This is a genomic window from Microbacterium paraoxydans (assembly GCF_020524545.1).
Taxonomy (GTDB): domain Bacteria; phylum Actinomycetota; class Actinomycetes; order Actinomycetales; family Microbacteriaceae; genus Microbacterium; species Microbacterium paraoxydans_C.
In genome coordinates, this window is the sequence record NZ_JAIVLG010000008.1 from 23,862 (window position 1) to 40,590 (window position 16,729).

At 69.5% G+C, this 16,729-nt stretch carries 18 protein-coding genes; 10 read left to right on the plus strand and 8 right to left on the minus strand.

Features of this window, described 5'->3' with window-relative positions; all coding sequences use genetic code 11:
• Positions 1 to 174: 174 nt before the first annotated feature.
• The gene (locus tag LC041_RS15455) at positions 175 to 849 is read left to right on the plus strand and encodes an HAD family hydrolase (RefSeq protein WP_226533985.1); all 675 of its coding nucleotides are present in this window, start codon (positions 175 to 177) and stop codon (positions 847 to 849) included.
• Between the two features lie 72 nt (positions 850 to 921).
• Here the strand turns inward: LC041_RS15455 and LC041_RS15460 are convergent, their stop codons facing one another.
• Positions 922 to 3,498 (minus strand): helix-turn-helix transcriptional regulator, encoded by a 2,577-nt coding sequence (locus LC041_RS15460; protein WP_226533986.1) that lies wholly within the window; start codon positions 3,496 to 3,498, stop codon positions 922 to 924.
• A 447-nt stretch (positions 3,499 to 3,945) separates the two neighbouring features.
• On the opposite strand from LC041_RS15460, the gene LC041_RS15465 reads away from it, so the two are divergent.
• On the plus strand, positions 3,946 to 4,560 hold the full coding sequence (locus tag LC041_RS15465; protein WP_226533987.1) for a class I SAM-dependent methyltransferase: 615 nt from the start codon (positions 3,946 to 3,948) through the stop codon (positions 4,558 to 4,560).
• A gap of 4 nt (positions 4,561 to 4,564) precedes the next feature.
• Here LC041_RS15465 and LC041_RS15470 read toward each other — a convergent pair whose 3' ends face one another.
• The 3 genes from LC041_RS15470 to LC041_RS15480 form a co-directional block, all read right to left on the minus strand.
• Positions 4,565 to 4,792, minus strand: a complete 228-nt coding sequence (locus LC041_RS15470) for an RNA-binding S4 domain-containing protein (protein ID WP_226533988.1) — start codon at positions 4,790 to 4,792, stop codon at positions 4,565 to 4,567.
• Positions 4,793 to 4,881: 89 nt separating this feature from the next.
• Positions 4,882 to 5,412: a putative immunity protein gene (locus tag LC041_RS15475; RefSeq protein WP_226533989.1), complete on the minus strand. Its 531-nt coding sequence runs from the start codon at positions 5,410 to 5,412 to the stop codon at positions 4,882 to 4,884.
• Entirely contained in the window at positions 5,409 to 5,855 is a 447-nt protein-coding gene (locus LC041_RS15480) for a DUF6194 family protein (RefSeq protein WP_226533990.1), read from the minus strand. Before LC041_RS15480 ends, LC041_RS15475 begins: the two co-directional genes overlap by 4 nt.
• 60 nt (positions 5,856 to 5,915) lie before the next feature.
• On the opposite strand from LC041_RS15480, the gene LC041_RS15485 reads away from it, so the two are divergent.
• Both LC041_RS15485 and LC041_RS15490 read left to right on the plus strand, forming a co-directional pair.
• Positions 5,916 to 6,650, plus strand: a complete 735-nt coding sequence (locus tag LC041_RS15485; RefSeq protein WP_226533991.1) for a MerR family transcriptional regulator — start codon at positions 5,916 to 5,918, stop codon at positions 6,648 to 6,650.
• Positions 6,647 to 6,823 carry a hypothetical protein gene (locus LC041_RS15490; RefSeq protein WP_047522894.1) on the plus strand — a complete coding sequence of 59 codons (177 nt, stop codon included), beginning with the start codon at positions 6,647 to 6,649 and terminating at the stop codon, positions 6,821 to 6,823. Before LC041_RS15485 ends, LC041_RS15490 begins: the two co-directional genes overlap by 4 nt.
• A gap of 88 nt (positions 6,824 to 6,911) precedes the next feature.
• On the opposite strand, the gene LC041_RS15495 is transcribed toward LC041_RS15490, so the two are convergent.
• The gene (locus LC041_RS15495; protein WP_226533992.1) at positions 6,912 to 8,294 is read right to left on the minus strand and encodes an LLM class flavin-dependent oxidoreductase; all 1,383 of its coding nucleotides are present in this window, start codon (positions 8,292 to 8,294) and stop codon (positions 6,912 to 6,914) included.
• A 125-nt stretch (positions 8,295 to 8,419) separates the two neighbouring features.
• Between LC041_RS15495 and LC041_RS15500 the strand changes: the two genes are divergently transcribed.
• From LC041_RS15500 to LC041_RS15525, 6 genes are read left to right on the plus strand one after another with little or no spacing between them, the layout of a single operon-like run.
• Positions 8,420 to 9,862 (plus strand): adenosylhomocysteinase, encoded by a 1,443-nt coding sequence (locus LC041_RS15500; RefSeq protein ID WP_226533993.1) that lies wholly within the window; start codon positions 8,420 to 8,422, stop codon positions 9,860 to 9,862.
• A complete protein-coding gene (locus LC041_RS15505) occupies positions 9,859 to 11,154 on the plus strand; it encodes an amidohydrolase family protein (protein ID WP_226533994.1) in 1,296 nt (431 codons plus the stop codon). Before LC041_RS15500 ends, LC041_RS15505 begins: the two co-directional genes overlap by 4 nt.
• A gap of 31 nt (positions 11,155 to 11,185) precedes the next feature.
• Positions 11,186 to 11,614, plus strand: a complete 429-nt coding sequence (locus LC041_RS15510; RefSeq protein WP_226533995.1) for a cupin domain-containing protein — start codon at positions 11,186 to 11,188, stop codon at positions 11,612 to 11,614.
• Positions 11,615 to 11,672: 58 nt separating this feature from the next.
• A complete protein-coding gene (locus tag LC041_RS15515; protein WP_226533996.1) occupies positions 11,673 to 12,521 on the plus strand; it encodes an ABC transporter substrate-binding protein in 849 nt (282 codons plus the stop codon).
• Positions 12,518 to 13,384: an amino acid ABC transporter permease gene (locus LC041_RS15520; RefSeq protein ID WP_226533997.1), complete on the plus strand. Its 867-nt coding sequence runs from the start codon at positions 12,518 to 12,520 to the stop codon at positions 13,382 to 13,384. Before LC041_RS15515 ends, LC041_RS15520 begins: the two co-directional genes overlap by 4 nt.
• A complete protein-coding gene (locus tag LC041_RS15525) occupies positions 13,381 to 14,118 on the plus strand; it encodes an amino acid ABC transporter ATP-binding protein (RefSeq protein WP_226533998.1) in 738 nt (245 codons plus the stop codon). Before LC041_RS15520 ends, LC041_RS15525 begins: the two co-directional genes overlap by 4 nt.
• Before the next feature lie 20 nt (positions 14,119 to 14,138).
• Here the strand turns inward: LC041_RS15525 and pnuC are convergent, their stop codons facing one another.
• The 3 genes from pnuC to LC041_RS15540 all read right to left on the minus strand — a co-directional run bounded on the left by pnuC (position 14,139) and on the right by LC041_RS15540 (position 16,715).
• On the minus strand, positions 14,139 to 14,852 hold the full coding sequence (gene pnuC / locus LC041_RS15530; RefSeq protein ID WP_226533999.1) for a nicotinamide riboside transporter PnuC: 714 nt from the start codon (positions 14,850 to 14,852) through the stop codon (positions 14,139 to 14,141).
• Positions 14,853 to 14,854: 2 nt separating this feature from the next.
• Positions 14,855 to 15,382 carry a GNAT family N-acetyltransferase gene (locus tag LC041_RS15535; RefSeq protein WP_226534000.1) on the minus strand — a complete coding sequence of 176 codons (528 nt, stop codon included), beginning with the start codon at positions 15,380 to 15,382 and terminating at the stop codon, positions 14,855 to 14,857.
• A gap of 115 nt (positions 15,383 to 15,497) precedes the next feature.
• Positions 15,498 to 16,715, minus strand: coding sequence for a hypothetical protein (locus LC041_RS15540; RefSeq protein WP_226534001.1), 1,218 nt, complete (start codon positions 16,713 to 16,715; stop codon positions 15,498 to 15,500).
• Positions 16,716 to 16,729: the final 14 nt, after the last annotated feature.

Consider the following 16,729-nt stretch of genomic DNA (forward strand, 5'->3'; position numbering starts at 1 on the left):
CGATTCGCCTGATCCCTGGCATCGTGTACACCTGTGCGCACGTGTCCGTGGAGATTCCTTCCCCGGTCCGCTGGCGTTCATCCATTGTTCGCGTGCAGGCCGGGCGGCGTCTTTCTCCTCCAGGCGTGATGGATGCAGCGGTCCGTTCGAGATCGACGCGACCGGAGGCCGACCATGATGCACGATCCCTCGCTCTCCTGGGGAGTCCTCAGCGACATGGACGGCACGCTGCTCGACACTGAGAGCACCTGGCTGCGGGTGGTGGAGCAGTTCGCTCGCGACCATGACGCGACGGATGCGTTCGACCTCGTCGCAGCAGCCGAGGGTCTCGATCTCGACAGGACTGCTCTCTTGCTGCGCGAACGGCTGGCGCTCACGGCTCCCCAGGCCGACGTCGCGGCCGAGCTGGACCGTCGTGCGACGGACGCGTATGTGGGTGCGGTCACCTGGCGGCCGGGTGCCCCCGAGCTCCTGCGCGCCCTCGTCCACGCCGCCGTACCGCTCGCTCTCGTTACCTCGTCGCCCCGCCACTGGGTCGAGCGGTTCGCGCAGAGTATGGATCTCTCGGCGTTCCAGGCCAGCGTGACCGCGGATGACACGGTTCGCACCAAGCCAGCCCCCGATCCGTACCTAGACGGAGCAGCCGCGCTCGGTCTTCCCCCCACGCGTTGCGTCGTGCTCGAGGACTCGCTCGTCGGCACGTGGTCGGCCGTGTCGGCGGGGTGCGCGACCGTCGTCGTCGGCGATCCGGCATGGGGCCTGCCGCCCGGGGTTCATCGGGTCGCCTCGTTGAGCGACGTCGACGTACCGATGCTGCGCGGGATCGTCCGGGGCGGGGGCTCTCGATGACCTGACCTTCACCGTCGATCTGCTCTGGTCCACGGATCATTACGCGCCACAGCCGGAGTCGCGCCCGGTCCGCTACAGCAGGACTTCGATGTGCTGCGCGAGCGCCGTCCGGGTCGAGACCTCGAGCTTTCGCATGATGCGATGCATGTGACTCTCCACCGTGCGCACACTGAGCACCAGGCGCGTCGCGATCTCCTGGTTCGAGAGGCCCATCGCCGCGAATCGGCCCACCTCGCGCTCGCGCTCCGTGAGCGTGACGGCCGCGGCGCCGAACCTGGCCGTGTCGAACACGCGGTCTCCGTGGGCGGTGCGGATCGTCTGCGCCGCGGCGTCCGCAGCCCGGCGTGCGGCATCGTCGCCCTGCGCGAGAGCCGCGGCCCGTGCGCTCTGGCATGCGGAGAGAGCGAGCCCGACCAGTCCTACTTTCTCCAGCTCCTCCACGCACGCGAGCATGGCGACGGGATCACCCCCGCCGAGTGCGGAGACGTAGTCGCCGTGGGCGTGGAGCAGGCGGGCATCCGGGAGCTCGTCGAGCGCCCGGCGGGCGACCGCGAGGCGCTCCCGGTCGGGGGAGATCTCGAGTGAGGACAGCATTCCGAGCACCGCGGCGAACCTCGCGCCGCGATCCCACAGCGACTTCGACGATCCCCACATGTCGTCGGCGGCCGCCTGCATCTTTCCGTCGAAAGCCAGCAGCTGCGCTCCCGGCCAGGCCCGCGCCTGACCGGGCAGAGGGCCGTCGGGGAGGGGCGAGGCGTCGATCTCCTGGATGATCTTCTCGCCCAGGCTCAGCTGCCCGCGACGGATCGCGACGACCGAGGAGACGGTCCGAAGGGAGAGCTGGACACCGGCAGGGAGCGGCGACGGCTCACCGGCGGCGAGCACCGTCTCCACGATCTCGTCCACGGCGGCGTAGTCGCCTGCGAGGAGCTGAGCGAGGATCACCGCGGCGCCGAACGCCCGGAGCGCATCGATGTCGAAGTGCCCATGCGCCTCGTCGAATCCCTGCTGAAGGGTCTCGAGCGCGGCGTGGTGTGCGCCGATCCCGAGAAGAGCAAGACCGTGGAGGACGCGGATCATATAGGCGTTTCGCGGACGTTCGACCGTCTCCGTGGCGGTGTGCACCCTGAGCGCGTCGCTGAAGCGACCGGTCGAGACGAGCACCAGCATCTGCGTCTCCCACAGCTGCAGCTTCACATCGTCCGGCAGGTCGTCGGTGACCTCCAGCCGCGCGCCGAAGTCGTCTGGGATGCGGGTGAGGGTGGCCTGGAGACGGACGTCGACGGCGTCGAGCATCCGGGCGTAGGGGCCCATCCCTGCGGCGACCTCCCCTAGACGCCGCTGGGCGCCCTCCAGATCCTGGTCGACGTAGGCGGTCCACTCCGCCCGCAGGCTCTCGAATTCGGCGCGGCCGGCCGGGTCTCCGTTGCTCACGTCCGTGGTCCGGAAGACGTGGCGGACGGTCTCGGCGACGGGCGCGGTGTGCGTGTGCATCAGCGCGCGCAGGTAGCCCACGGCGCTGCTCGCCGAAGGGTTCGCCTCCCACTCGGACGCCGTCACGATCCTGCGCGCACGGGCGCGTTCCTGGAGCAGCCGGACGAACAGCGCCTCCGGTGTCGCGGAGGACGGCTGGTGATTCTCGCGCTCGGCCAGAACCGCCGCGGCGGATCCGGCGGATCCGAGGCGCTCGACGATCAGGGCGGTGAGCCGCATCCGCCGCGCCGTCACGGGTTCATGGCGGAAGAACTCCACGAGGAGCGGAGGCACGACGGTCACGAGCTGCCGGGCGCCGCTGGAGATGAACGTGATCAGGCGACGTTCCTCGAGAAGCTCCAGCGTGGCCCAGTCGATGAGCGTGCGCACGGTCTCGATGTCCGCCACGCCGACGATCGCGATGATCTCCATCGCGTCCCGTGCGGCGTCGTCGAGATCCTCGAGGTGCGCCTCGAGCACCGTGCGTAGGCCCGAGCTCCAGAGGTCGCGGGTGGCGACCCACTCCTTCCCTCCGCGGAGCGTGATCCTCTGCTCGCGGATGCCGGCGTCGACGAGGCTCAACGCCAGCCCGATGTTGCCACCGGACTTCGCGAAGACGCGGCTCATGGTCGCCGCCTCGATGGGCCCCTTGAGGTAGCGCTCCAGCGCTTTCTCCATCTCCTCGAAGCGCAGCGGAGACATGTCGATCACATACGAGCGCTCGAACGTGGAAGCCGCGAGGCCCGTCGGAGTGTGGCGTGCACGCAGTCCCTGCAGCCGCGAGAGGACGATGGGGATCCCACTCGAGCGACGTACGGCCTCGGCGACGCCCCAGGATGATTCGTCCAGGTCATCCCAGTCGTCGAGGAACAGCACGGAGCGCGGCAGCCGCAGAGCATGCCGCAGAGCCTCCGCCGTCTCGTGCAGTCCGTTGGTCGAGCGCTGCGTCCCCGTGGAGAGCATTCCGGCGAGGTGCAGGGCGGCGAGCGGATGCTGACGCAACGAGGCCACCCCTCGAACCTGGATGACCTTCCACTCGCCCTCCTCCAGCCGGGAACGGAGCGCCTTCAGAAAGGTGCTTCGACCACTGCCTCGTCCTCCGACGACATCCACGCTCGCGCCTGCGTGTACCAGATCGACCGCGGTGGCCAGGTTCTGCTCCCGACCTATGACCATGCGACCCCGCTTCCTCACACGGACACTCCAAACCGAAAATAGGACCTGATCCGTGCGCGTCGGAACCCCGAGTTCACGGGATTCGTCCTCGTAGCCATCGTCAGAGGTGGGGGTCAGGATGAGATGACGGCGGCGCGACGCGCGATCATCGTTCGAGCGATCGCGGACGGGGGGAAGCGGGCCGAGAGACACCTTCCAACACGGGCGGGCACTGCCGGGGCGCACACGTCTCCCGTACGCGGTGGTGAGCGATGTATTTGCGTAGTCCCTCGCACCATTAGGTGCACATCTCGGGCCCGTTCAGTGTCGCGTCCTCGAGGATGCGGGAGCGCATTGCCACGTGTGACTACGGCCTGCCTGTCGCGGGGGTGAAGACGTGGGGACGGCGGCGGCACCGATACCGTGGAGTCTCGACGGACTCGGGCGCTCCGCGGAAGGGAACTGGCAATGCCGAGACTCTCTGCGAGCGACGGGCGCATCCGCGAGGGGTACTCCTCCCGCGCGGCGGAGTACGCCCGGCTCCTCGGCGACATCGAGCAGATGGATGACGTGGATCGGGAGCGCATCGCAGGCTGGGCGGAGGGCATCGACGGTCGCCTCCTCGACGCGGGGTGCGGCCCAGGGCACTGGACGGCGTTCCTCGCCGCACAAGGCCACGAGGCGGAGGGCATCGACCTCGTCCCGGAGTTCATCTCCCTCGCCACAGCGCGGTATCCGGGTGTTCCGTACCGGGTCGCGTCCTTGGCCGATGCCGGCATCGAGAAGGGCTCGCTCCGCGGCGTGCTCTCCTGGTACTCACTGATCCATGCGGGCCCGGATGAACTTCCCTCGCTCCTGGCCGCGGCGCGGTCGGCCCTCGGAGACGGAGGCGGCCTGCTCCTCGGCTTCTTCGACGGTCCCGACGGCGAGCCGTTCCCCCATGCCGTGATCGGCGCGCACTACTGGAGCGTCCACGGGATGTCCGCGCTGCTGGCGGAGTCCGGGTTCTCCGTGACCGACAGTGAGACCCGCGTCCAGGCCGGACGACGCCCTCACGCGTCGATCAGCGCGATCGCGGTCTGAGGACTCAGGGGCGAACGCGGACCGTGCGGCCCTCGAACGAGACCAGGTCCCCCTCGCGCAGTTGGCGTCCGCGGCGACGGTCCACCTCGCCGTTGACCGTCACATAGCCGTCGATGATGACCTCCTTGGCGTCGCCGCCGGAATCGAGGAGCCCCGCGAACTTGAGGAACTGCCCCAGGCGGATCACCTCGCCGCCGATGGAGATGTCGTCGATCGGCCCAGAACTCGTCATCCCTGAATGCTAATCGTCCGTCGGCGTTCGAATCGCGCAACTGACTCCATCTCCGCGTCGGATGCGACCAGTTGCGCGATTCGAACGGGTCAGGAGAGGGCGGCCTGGAGCTCGCGGATGACCGCTCCGAGGGGGCCCGCGGCAAGAAGGCCGGGGCCGAGCGGGCCCGCCGCATCCGTCCCGACGGGCGGGAGTCGGCGGAGCGCCGCCGCGGCCTCGGGCGAGAGGCGTGCGAGCTGCCAGCGCACTTCCTCGGCACGAGTGCCAGAGTCGTCGGGGTTCGCGAGCTCGACCGCCCTCGCGGCATAGGCGGCTGCACCGAACGCATGCGCCCCCATGTGCGCGACGCCCGCTGCCTGGGCGGCCGAACGCGCCGCAGCCGCACCGACCGGCGTGGTCGCGTTGCCGGCCGCTCGACCGGCGACGAAGCGGCGACGGATCTCCCCCGCAGCGGTGAGCTCACCCCGTGCGAAGGCGCGAGTGCGCGCTATGGCATCCCGCGCGCGGGGATCGTCCGGCGCCTCGATCTCGAAGAGGTGCAGCACCCGTTCGGCGCAATCCGCGGCCCACACGGCGACGCGGCGCCGATCCTCCTCGGTCATGCCCTGCGGGGTGGTCATCCTCGTCGCGCTCGACGGTCGGCGCGAGAGCGAGCGGATTCGTGGGCGTCGCGGAGCAGGGCGAGCACGGTGTCCGAGGTCCGCGCAGCCGGGTCGATCACGCAGACCCACCCGGCTGTGCCGTACAGCGGATGTGGCTGGAGAACGTCGACATCGGTCGCGAGCGCGTCCGTGGCCACGAGCGCGTCGGCTGTGCCCTGGCCGACGTGGATGTTCACCCGGAAACGCCCTGCCGCCTCGAGCGCGGAGGATTCGTCATCGGGATAGTCCTTCGTGATGATCGTCCCGTACGGCTGGGTGCGCTGCGGCATCCGGCCGTCCGGTGCGTAGTAGAAGTAGGCGTCTCCCCAGGAGAGCTCGGGGAAGGGGCCGCCCGGTTCGGGGGTGATGACGAGGGCGCCGTCGAATCCACGGACGGCTTCGATGATCTGCTGCATGTCCATGCTTCAATGATGAAGTTGATGCGCTTATGTGGAGTTTGTCGCGCGATGAAAGGCATCCTGGTGACCAACCCTCAAGAGAAGACTCTGAACACCGCGATGTTGGGGCGGCGTGTGGGGTATTCGACGCAGCAGGTGCGAGACCTGGAGAGGCTCGGTGTCCTCCCTACCGCTGAGCGCGGAGCAAACGGCTACCGCCGCTACGGACCATGCCATGAGACGGCGTTGCGCGCCTATCGAGCGATGGCAGCGGCGATCGGCCCCGTGCCCGCGCGGCGACTCATGCCCCGGCTGATCGACGCATCATCGGAGGAGGCGGCAGAGCAGATCGACCTCCTGCATGCCGATCTCGCCCAGGAGCGCTCGCGCGTGCGGGAAGCGCTCCGCGGTCTCGAGGTCGCCAGACAGGAGGCCGACGACGACTTCGACCCCGACGACGTTATGGTCATCGGGGAGCTCGCCCAAGCGCTCGGCATCCGCCCCTCCGCCCTGCGTCATTGGGAGCGTGAAGGGCTCGTCCACCCTCTCCGTGGCGTGGCGTCGGCGCGGAGGTACGGCTCTGCGGCGATCACCGAGGCCCGCATCGTCGCAGCGCTCCGGGCGGGCGGGTACGGCATTCGGGAGATCGCGCGCATCCTCGATCAGGTGCGCGCGCACGATCGCACGGGCGAGGTGGAGGGGATGCTCGCGGAGCGGCTTGCGACGCTCACCCGACGCAGCGTCGAGCTCCTCGCCGCCGCCGGGCAACTTCACGACCTGCTCGTTCTCCCGGGCCGACTCCGTAGGCTGGAGACATGACGAAGAACATCTGGACCATCCTCGGCGTCATCCTCGCCGTCGTGATCGCGTGGTGGATCGTGAGCGCGCTGTTCTCGGTCCTCGCGTTCATCTTCAAGCTCGCGATCGTTGCCGTCGTCGCGGTGGTGGTCTTCCTCGTGCTCCGCGGGATCTTCAGCCGCAGCGACGACTGACACCCTCCTGCCTTTCGAATCGCGCAAACGGCTGCGGATTCGCCTCGGAAGCGACACTTTGCGCGATTCGAAACCGCCCCCGGGGGAGTCAGGACCGGGCGAAAGCGCCGACGCGGTACTTCGCGGCGCGGTGCGTGTCCTGCACACGGTCACCGCGACCGTGGAGCTTGTTGCGGAGGGTGCCCGGCGCATACTCCTCCGGGTAGGCGCCGCGTTCGCGCAGCACCGGGATCACGTGCTCGATGATGTCCTGCCAGGTGCCGGGGGTGACCGCGTAGGCGAGGTTGAACCCGTCGATGTCGGTCTCGTCCACCCAGGACTGCAGCTCGTCGGCGATCTCCACACCGGATCCGATGATCGTGGGGCCGAGGCCGCCGATCGCGTTGTGGCGCCCGAAGTCGCCGACGGTCCATTCGCGACCGAGGTCGGCCTCTTCCTTCAGGTGCTGCAACACCGACTGGATCGCGTTCGACTCGACGTTCCCGACCGGTTCGTCCTCGGCGTACTGAGACAGGTCCACGCCCATCCACCCCGACATGAACGTGAGCGCACCCTCGGGGCTCGCGTAGGAGAGGTACTCGGCGTGCTTCGCAGTGGCCTCTTCGCTCGTGGCGGCGGTGATGACGGTGAGCAGTGTGTAGATGCGGGCGTCGTACCGGTCGCGGCCCGCCGCTTCGAGGGCATCCCGGATGCGCTTCACCGTGCCGGCGAGCACCTCTTTCGAGGGGGCGGCGACGAAGATGGCCTCGGCGTTCTCGGCCGCGAACCTCACCCCGCGCGGGCTCGCGCCGGCCTGGTAGATGACCGGTGTGCGCTGCGGCGACGGCTCGGAGATGTGGATGCCGGGCACGCTGAAGTGCGTGCCGTCATGTCCGATCGGATGCACCTTGGCCGGATCGGTGAAGATGCCGCGCTCGCGGTCCTCGACCACGGCGTCGTCCTCCCACGAGCCCTCCCACAGCTTGTACAGCACCTCGACGTACTCGTCCGCGTGGTCGTAGCGGTCGTCGTGCGCGAGCTGGTCCTCCTGGCCCATGTTGCGCGCGGCACTGGGCAGGTACCCGGTCACGACGTTCCACCCGACGCGGCCCTGGGTGAGATGGTCGAGCGTGCTCAGCCGACGCGCGAAGGGATAGGGGTGCTCGAAGGCGGTGCCGGCGGTGATGCCGAACCCCAGGTTCTCGGTGACGGCGGCCATCGCGCTCACCAGCAGGATCGGGTCGTTCACCGGCACCTGGGCGCCGTTGCGGATCGCGGCCTCGTTCGTGCCGCCGTAGACGTCGTAGGTCCCGAGCACGTCCGCGATGAAGATGCCGTCGAAGGTCGCGCTCTCCAGCAGCTTCGCGAGGTCGGTCCAGTAGGAGAGGGTGTTGTACTGCCGGGACCGGTCGTCGGGATGACGCCACAGGCCGGACGACTGGTGGGCGACGCAGTTCATGTCGAAGGCGTTGAAGCGGATCTGACGTGTCATGCACCCATGAAAGGCGAACGGCGAGTGCGAATCCAGGGCTGCCGACACGCACGGACACATTTCGGGCACGACGGGCCCGAGGCGCCCTGGCAGTCGCCCTCTTCCGCGGGCTCTACCCTTGACTGGTGACCGACGAGATCTCGACCGCCCAGCGTCTGGTGCGCCGATTCGCCCGTGAGACCAACCTGCTCGTATCCGGTCGGGACTTCTCGGTCGTGGGGACGGATGCGGTGGCCGAGGTGCTGCGCTCCCTCCTCCCCGCCCTCGGTGCGCGCCTCGGAGACGGTGGCGTCACCTTCGCGCCGGGGGAATCCTGCGAGATCCTGCTCGACGGTCGGCCTCTGCCGGTGCGGGACACCGCGGAGGACCGCGTGGACGCGGCCGGGCGGCACATGCCTGTCGCGACGGCTCTCGCCACACGCCTGCGCGACGCAGGCACGGTCCGGGGGATCCGGATCGGCATCGCGATGGTGCTCGAGCCGAAGACCGCCCAGCTCGCCCTGCTGCTGCGGGATGCCGGAGCCACCGTCGCCGTCTACGCCCATCCCGACGAGATCGACGTCGAGGTCGCCGCCGTGCTGCGTCGGCGCGGGATCCCGGTCGATGGCGATCCGACTCTCTCGGGCGCAGCCGAGCGCGCTGCCGCAGTGGCCTTCCTGCGCCGCGGCTTCGACCTGCTGCTCGACGACGGCTCGCATCTGATCCGCCTGGCGCACGAGGAAGGCCTCGCCGCCGACCTGCGGGGGGCGGCGGAGGAGACCACGAGCGGGCTCACCCCGCTGCGGATCATGGAGGGCGAGGGGGTGCTCGGGATCCCCGTCATCGCGGTGAACGACGCTCTGACCAAGACCTCCTTCGACAACCGGTACGGCACCGGTCAGTCGTGCGTGTTCGCGATCGCCGATGCGCTGGACGCCGTGGGCATCGACCTCCGCGACCAGCCGGCGGTCGTCGTCGGCTACGGTCCGGTCGGAGAAGGTGTCACCGCGCACCTGCGTGCCCTCGGGGTCGATGTCTCCGTCACCGAGACCGACCCTGTCCGCGCGTTGCGTGCCGCCCACGACGGGCACCGCATCGGTCGCCTGCGCGAGCTCGCCCCGGGAGCGCTCGTCGTCTCGGCCACCGGGGCCCCGCACACGATCGACGCCGAGGTGCTGCGCGCTGCGGCGATCGTCGCCGTCGCCGGGGGCGTTCCGCACGAGGTCGACCTCGATCCTGCGATGCTTCGAACCTACGGGGCTGAGAACGGCGAGGCCTCGACCGTCGTCGAGCGCGCCGGCGACGGAGCGCTCGTGATCGCCCGCGGAGGCTGCGTGAACCTGTCCGCCGGTGAGGGCAATCCCATCGAGATCATGGACCTGTCGTTCGCGGTGCAGCTCTTCGCCGTCGGCCATCTGCTCGCGCACGATCTGCCCCCCGGGGTGCATCCGCTGCCGTCCGAGGCCGACACCCTGATCGGCGCCGCTGCGCTCACGGCGCGCGGCGAGCACATCGACCGGCGTAGCCCGGCGCAGGTCGACGCGCAACGGGAGTGGCGCTCGCCGCGGTTCCGAGGAGTGTCCGCATGACGGCCGTCACCGTCTACTCGGCAGGACTCGTGGTGCCGATCACCGCGCCGCCGATCGTCGACGGGGCGGTCGCCGTGCGGGAAGGTCGCATCATGCACGTCGGCGAGCGTGCCTGGGTGCTGCGATCCCTCGCGGAGCGGGGCATCGCCGCCGATGAGGTGCACTGGCCGGGCGTCCTGACCCCCGGCCTCGTCAACGCGCACACCCACCTGCAGTACACCGGTATGGCGTCGGTCGGCAGCGGGCAGTACGACGGCTTCGAGGACTGGGTGCGGGCGTTCGACCCCGTGTACGAGGGCGGGCGCGACTGGGCCGCGGATGCCGCGGACGGCGCGAAGCAGGCGTTGCGCACCGGCACGACGGCGGTCGCCGACGTGGTGACCGATCGGTCGGCCGCGACCGCCCTGCACGATGCCGGGCTGCACGGCATCACCTACTGGGAGGTGATGAGCTGGACCAACGCCGACTGGGCGCGCACCGGACGCGCGCAGGTCGAGCAGGCGCTGGACGCTCTGCCGACCCCGCCAGGGACCGGCCTGTCGCCGCACGCCCCCTATTCGCTCGACGTCGAGCCCCTGCTGGAGATCCCCGACATCGTGCGCGAGCGCGGCGGGCGCATCCACATCCATCTGGGTGAGGCCGCTTTCGAGCGGGAGTTCGCGCACGAGCACCCGCAGGCGTGGCATACGGCCGGACTCGCCAGCTTCCAGGAGCTGCGCAAGGCCGGGTTCGGGACCAGCGCGACCGAGTTCGTGGACCAGCTCGGGGTGCTCGGACCGGACTGCCACATCGCGCACGGGGTGTACATGAGCGCGAGGGACCGTGCGATCCTGCGCGAGCGCCGCACGACGGTGGCGCTGTGCCCGAGGTCCAATGCCGTCATCGGGCTCGAGGAGCCCCCGATCGCGGCCTACCTGCGCGAAGGCAGCCCGATCGCGGTGGGGACCGACTCGCTGTCGTCGAGCCCTTCGCTCGACGTGCTCGCCGATGTGGCCGAACTCGCCCGCATCGCCCGATCGCAGGGGTACACGGACCGTGATCTGCATGCGCGTCTGCTCGGCGCCGCCACCCTCGGCGGTGCGCATGCGATGGGGATCGATGTCGGCCCGGATCGCACCGGCTACCTCGCGGTGGGGGCGCTCGCCGACCTGACGTTCTTCGACGTGCCGGCCGGGCCGGATGCGGTCGCGGAACTCGTCGATCACGGGGCCGGCCGCACTGCGGCGACCGTGGTGTCGGGTGAGGTCCGCTACGCGATCGACGAGTTCGACCGCCCCGCGGTCTCCCTGTGACCATTCCCGTATCCGAACCCGGAGGTGTCACGTGACACAGCGCCCCACGACCGCCGAGCGACTCGATCTCGCGCCGCATCCCGAGGGCGGCTGGTTCCGTCGCACCTGGACGAGTCCGCTTCCGGTGGAGACCCCGAACGGATCGCGGCCCGCGGCGACGTGCATCCACTACCTGCTGCAGCCGTCCGAGCGCAGTGAATGGCACGTCGTGACCAGCGACGAACTGTGGCTGTGGCACGGCCCCGGCCGACTCGAACTCCGTCTCGGCGGAGACGGTGCGGAGCCGGGCGAAGCCACCGCGATCGTGCTCGGCCCCGACGAGGCGGCGCAGGCACTGGTGCCCGCCGGCGTCTGGCAGGCGGCGCGTCCGCTGGATGCCGACGAGGTCCTCGTCTCGTGCTTCGTTTCCCCGGGTTTCGACTTCGCGGATTGGCGACTCGCCGAATCGCCTACTCTGTAAGGGCAGACCCGTCCTGCCTCGCAACTTCCTCCTCACCGTTCCTCGCACTGGAGTCATCGTGCCCTTCGCCCCCTCCCTCCGCCGCACCGCAGTCGCAGCTGCAGCCGCCGTCCTCGCCGTCACCCTCGCCGCCTGTGCGTCTCCGTCCGCCGAGACCGGAGACGGCGACGACTCCGGTCTGCAGACCGTGACCGAGGGCAAGCTCACGATCGCCACCGGAGAGCCGAACTACGAGCCGTGGTTCGTCGACGACGACCCCTCCAACGGCGAGGGCTTCGAAGGCGCGGTGGCGAACGCCGTGGCCGAGCAGCTCGGTTTCGCGGCCGACGACATCGTCTGGGTCCGCACGACCTTCGACGGCGCGATCGCTCCGGGCCCGAAGGACTGGGACATCAACCTCCAGCAGTTCTCCATCACGGACGACCGCAAGAAGGCCGTGGACTTCTCCTCGCCCTACTACACGACCACGCAGGCGGTCGTGGCTGTCGGCGATTCCGCCGCGGCCTCCGCGACGAGCATCGACGAGCTCAAGGCCACGACGGTCGGCGTCGCGAGCGGCACCACCAGCTACACGGTCGCCAAGGAGCAGCTCGGCGACGCGAACCTCAGCGTCTTCAACTCGGTCGACGACGTCGTGCTCGCGCTCAAGGGCGGCCAGATCGACGCGATGATCACCGACCTCCCCGGCGCCTTCTACGTCGTGGGCGCTCAGCTCGACGACGGCGTCGTCACGGGCCAGTTCGCCGACGCGAACGGCGGCGACGACTTCGGCATCGTGCTGCCCAAGGGATCCGCGCTCACGGCGGACGTCACCGAGGCGGTCGACGCCCTGCGCGAGAACGGCACGCTCGACGAGCTGCAGCAGAAGTGGCTCAGCGACGCCGTCGACGTCCCCGTCCTGAAATGACCTCGACCTCCGTCGACACGGAGTGGCAGCCGAGCGAACTCGAGCTGTCACGCCGCGTTCTGCGGCGACGGGCGACCACGCGTTCCGTCCTGATCGCGCTGGTCAGCAGCCTCGTCCTGGCGGCGGTGCTGATCGTCGTCGTGGTCAACACCCCCGGTTGGGCGGTCGTCAGCCAGACGTTCTTCGACCCGCAGGTCGCGCTGGAGAGCGTCGGGCCGATCTTCCAGGGCCTGCTCGTCAACCTCCTGGTGCTCGTGATCGCGGTCGTCTGCGTCGCGATCTTCGGGACGCTCCTGGCGACGATGCGCTCACTGCGCGGTCCGGTCTTCTTCCCGCTGCGCGCGCTCGCCGCCGCGTACACCGACTTCTTCCGCGGCATCCCGCTGCTGATCGTGCTGTACCTGGTCGGCTTCGGCATCCCGGCGCTGATGATCTTCCCGCGCATGCCTGCCATGTTCTGGGGCACGATCGCCCTGGTCCTCACCTACTCGGCCTATGTCGCCGAGGTGCTCCGCGCGGGGATGGAGGCGGTGCATCCCTCGCAGCGCATCGCGGCGCGTTCGCTCGGGCTGACCCATGGGCAGACCCTTCGCATCGTCGTGATCCCGCAGGGTGTGCGCAAGGTCGTCCCGGCGCTGATGAACGACTTCGTGTCGATGCAGAAGGATGTCGGCCTGATCTCGGTGCTCGGTGCGGTCGACGCCGTCCGCGCCGCTCAACTGATGGTCGCCGAGACCTACAACTACACGCCCTACCTCGTCGCGGGGCTCATGTTCATCATCCTCAGCTGGCCCATGATCCGACTGACCGACGTCGTGACGGCTCGGATGAACAAGCGCGAGCAGGCCGGAGGAGTCGTATGAGTGTCCCGGTGATCGAGGCCAGGGGGGTGCGCAAGCGCTTCGGGGATCACGACGTGCTCCGCGGTATCGACCTGTCGGTGGGCACTCACGAGGTGGTCGTGCTGATCGGAGCCTCCGGCTCGGGCAAGTCCACGCTGCTCAAGACGATGAACCTCATCGAGAACATCGACGACGGACAGATCTTCCTCGTCGGCGAGGACATCACCGATCCGCGGGTGGATGCCGACGGGGTGCGGGCGCGGATCGGCGTCGTCTTCCAGCACTTCAACCTGTTCCCGCACCTGACCGTGCTCGACAACGTCACGCTCGCGGCCGTCCGGGTGCACGGCATGCGCAAGGCGGAGGCCCGTGCCAAGGCGCGCGAACTGCTCGAGACGCTCGGCCTCGGCGCCAAGGCCGATGAGTACCCCGACCGGCTCTCCGGCGGCCAGCAGCAGCGGGTGGCGATCGTGCGCGCGGTGCTCACGCAGCCCGAGGTGCTGTTGCTCGACGAGATCACGAGTGCGCTCGACCCGCAGCTGGTGGGCGAGGTGCTCGACCTGGTGCGCGAGCTGAAGCGTCAGGGCGCCACGATCGTGATGGCGACGCACGAGATGTCGTTCGCCCGTGAGGTCGCCGACCGCATCGTGTTCCTCGAGCACGGCGTCGTCGTCGAGCAGGGACCCCCGTCGCAGGTGTTCGACGCCCCGCAGCAGGCGGCGACCGCGGAGTTCCTCGCGCGCGTGCGGCACTGATCTCGGTCCGGTCCTCGGGCTCAGGCGAGCTCTTCCTCGTCCGACCGCCGTGGGCTCGGGTCGGGCGGCAGGATCTCGATCGGGTGGGCGGCGCTGCGTTGCGCTCGCCACCAGATCACGAAGCCGATCGCTGTGAAGACTCCGTAGAAGACGTACATGAAGCCGGTCGCGTAGTAACCGGAGCTGAACAGCAGCGGCACCCCGACCACGTCGACCGCGATCCAGATCAGCCAGAACTCGGTCCACCCCTTCGCCATGCCGTAGGTGGCGAGGAGGGAGCCGACGAAGGTCCAGGCGTCGGCCCAGACCGGCTCCCACGATCCGAGTAGTCGGAACAGCGGGGTGAGGGCGACGGTGCCGAGGACCATGACCAGGACCATGCCGATGCGCGCACCCGTCGGCGCCCAGCGCGGCACCACTCGGCCGCCGTCGAGTCCCCGCCATCGGATCCATCCGTAGATCGCGACGGCGATGAACATGAGCTGTCGTCCGGCCTGACCCAGCAGGTGCGGCAGCGAGGGATCGGGGCTGAGAGCCGAGCCCAGGAAGACCGTGAGCAGGAGCAGGTTGCCGATGATGCCGACCGGCCACGCCCACACTTTGCGGCGCATGCCGCCGAGGGCGCTCGCGAGGCCGAACGCATTGCCGACGACCTCGCGGACGAGGAGCGTCTGCCCGCCCGGAAGCACCCACTGGGAGGTGAACGCCTCGACGAACCACTGCAGCAGGTCCATCGTCAGGATCCTGCGTCGGGATCGGGGCGGTCGTCGAGGACGAGCTGCAGCATGCTCAGATCGAGCCAGCGCCCGAACTTGGCGCCGACCTGCGGCATCCGTCCGACTTCGACGAAGCCCAGTCGCTCGTGCAGGGCGATGGATGCGGTGTTCCCGCTCTCGATTCCCGCGATCATCACGTGCATTCCCGCCGCCCTGGCGCGTTCGATGAGCGCGGCCATCAGGGTGGTGCCGATGCCGCGGCCGTGCTGGCCGCCGAGAACGTACACCGAGTGCTCGACCGTGAGCCGGTAGCCGCTGTGCGGTCGCCACTGCGCGTAGGACGCATAGCCCAGCACGCCGGAATCGTCGACGGCGACGAGGACCGGATAGCCCTGGGCCGTGCGGTCGGCGAGCCAGGAGGCGCGGTCGTCGAGGTCCACCGCCTCCTCGTTCCAGATCGCGGTGGTGTGCACCACGGCGTGGTTGTGGATCGCGGTGATCGTCTCGAGATCGGCGGTCTCGGCATCCCTGATTCGCACGGCTGTCATCGGCGGGCGGTCTCTCTTCTTCTGCGCTTCGGGTGCGCATGCTGCGTCGGCGCTTCGGGGCGCATCGCCGACGCTAGCAGGATGCGAGGACCACGGGCGTGCCGGAACCGAACAGTTACGCAGGCCGAGGCGACGGTGTCGTGTCGATCGCATCGCGCACGAGGATCGCCCGGCGCATGTCGACCATGATCGGGTCGAAGAACCGCTCCCGGTAGCGGGTCTCGCTGACGGCGGAGAAGACGAACGGGAGGGCCGCGATCACCGCGAGGATCGTCGAGACCTTGAGGAGATTGATGGTGAGAGGCAGCGCAGCCCCGAAGAACACGAGAGGCTGCACCGTCATCGGCTGCGTGGCGGTGCCGGGCCCGAGCCAGATGCCGATGAGCCCCGCGGGAACCGTGATCGCGCCGATGACGATGAGCAGGGCAGCGAGCAGCCCGGCGAAGAACAGTGCCTGCACCAGCTGCGCGACGGTCAGAGCGAGCAGGATATTGATGCGCTGCGGCGCGCGCAGCCGTCGCGCAGCACCGGGGGCGACGAGACGCCCCTCCGCGGGGGTGCCGAGGAGCAGGGCGGTGCGCTGCTCTGCCGTCGGCGCCTGCGCCTCGTCCTCGATCTCGGAGGCGGCGACGCGCAGCGCGACGATGCCCGCGAGCGCCGCGACGACGAGGGTGAGCAGCGAGATCGACCCCCACGACATCGTGGACGCCATCTGCCACACCTCGACCGAGAAGAACGAGAACACGACGAGCATGAGGATCACGGGGAGAGCGATCGAGGCCATGTGACCGATCGCCGACGCGTTGCGCACCGCGAGGCGAGAGGCCCAGGAGATCATCGCACCGCCGCCCATGCCGGTCACCAGGACGCAGAGGCCGAGCACCAGGAGCGCACGGAGGACCGGGCCGACCGCGGCGTCCGGCTGCTCGCTGTAGCCGATCACGATCGTGAAGGCGAGGCACCCGGCGATCAGGAGGAGTGCGACCGCTGTGCCGATGCCGACGGGGAGGCGGCGCAGCAGTGCGCGAACGAGGAAGTAGGCGGCCCACGCGAGACCCGCCGCCACCACGAAGATCACCAGCGCGATCAGCAGCATGAAGGCGGCCACCTCGGGGTAGTCGTCATCGAAGGCGAAGTCGATGACGATCTCGATCCCGTCCTGGAAGAGATACGCGGCCACGACGACCCAGGCGATCAGCGGCGCCACGCGTCGTGGAAGGTCGGTGAACCAGCGGCGCAGCGGGACGAACGTCGGGAGGCCCTGCTCGCGGAACCAGCGATCGGCACCGCGCGTCGCGCTACCGGGCTTCGGCGAGGTTCGGAAGGCGGACATGGCGTCGAGGATAC

Excerpts from the sequence above, each read along its gene's own strand:
- LC041_RS15525 (WP_226533998.1), top strand. The coding sequence starts at position 13,381 with ATGAGTGTCCCGGTGATCGAGGCCAGGGGGGTGCGCAAGCGCTTCGGG.
- LC041_RS15465 (WP_226533987.1), top strand. The coding sequence starts at position 3,946 with ATGCCGAGACTCTCTGCGAGCGACGGGCGCATCCGCGAGGGGTACTCC.
- LC041_RS15520 (WP_226533997.1), top strand. The coding sequence starts at position 12,518 with ATGACCTCGACCTCCGTCGACACGGAGTGGCAGCCGAGCGAACTCGAG.
- pnuC (WP_226533999.1), bottom strand. The coding sequence starts at position 14,852 with ATGGACCTGCTGCAGTGGTTCGTCGAGGCGTTCACCTCCCAGTGGGTG.
- LC041_RS15505 (WP_226533994.1), top strand. The coding sequence starts at position 9,859 with ATGACGGCCGTCACCGTCTACTCGGCAGGACTCGTGGTGCCGATCACC.
- LC041_RS15455 (WP_226533985.1), top strand. The coding sequence starts at position 175 with ATGATGCACGATCCCTCGCTCTCCTGGGGAGTCCTCAGCGACATGGAC.
- LC041_RS15540 (WP_226534001.1), bottom strand. The coding sequence starts at position 16,715 with ATGTCCGCCTTCCGAACCTCGCCGAAGCCCGGTAGCGCGACGCGCGGT.
- LC041_RS15475 (WP_226533989.1), bottom strand. The coding sequence starts at position 5,412 with ATGACCACCCCGCAGGGCATGACCGAGGAGGATCGGCGCCGCGTCGCC.
- LC041_RS15480 (WP_226533990.1), bottom strand. The coding sequence starts at position 5,855 with ATGGACATGCAGCAGATCATCGAAGCCGTCCGTGGATTCGACGGCGCC.
- LC041_RS15490 (WP_047522894.1), top strand. The coding sequence starts at position 6,647 with ATGACGAAGAACATCTGGACCATCCTCGGCGTCATCCTCGCCGTCGTG.
- LC041_RS15470 (WP_226533988.1), bottom strand. The coding sequence starts at position 4,792 with ATGACGAGTTCTGGGCCGATCGACGACATCTCCATCGGCGGCGAGGTG.
- LC041_RS15495 (WP_226533992.1), bottom strand. The coding sequence starts at position 8,294 with ATGACACGTCAGATCCGCTTCAACGCCTTCGACATGAACTGCGTCGCC.
- LC041_RS15535 (WP_226534000.1), bottom strand. The coding sequence starts at position 15,382 with ATGACAGCCGTGCGAATCAGGGATGCCGAGACCGCCGATCTCGAGACG.
- LC041_RS15460 (WP_226533986.1), bottom strand. The coding sequence starts at position 3,498 with ATGGTCATAGGTCGGGAGCAGAACCTGGCCACCGCGGTCGATCTGGTA.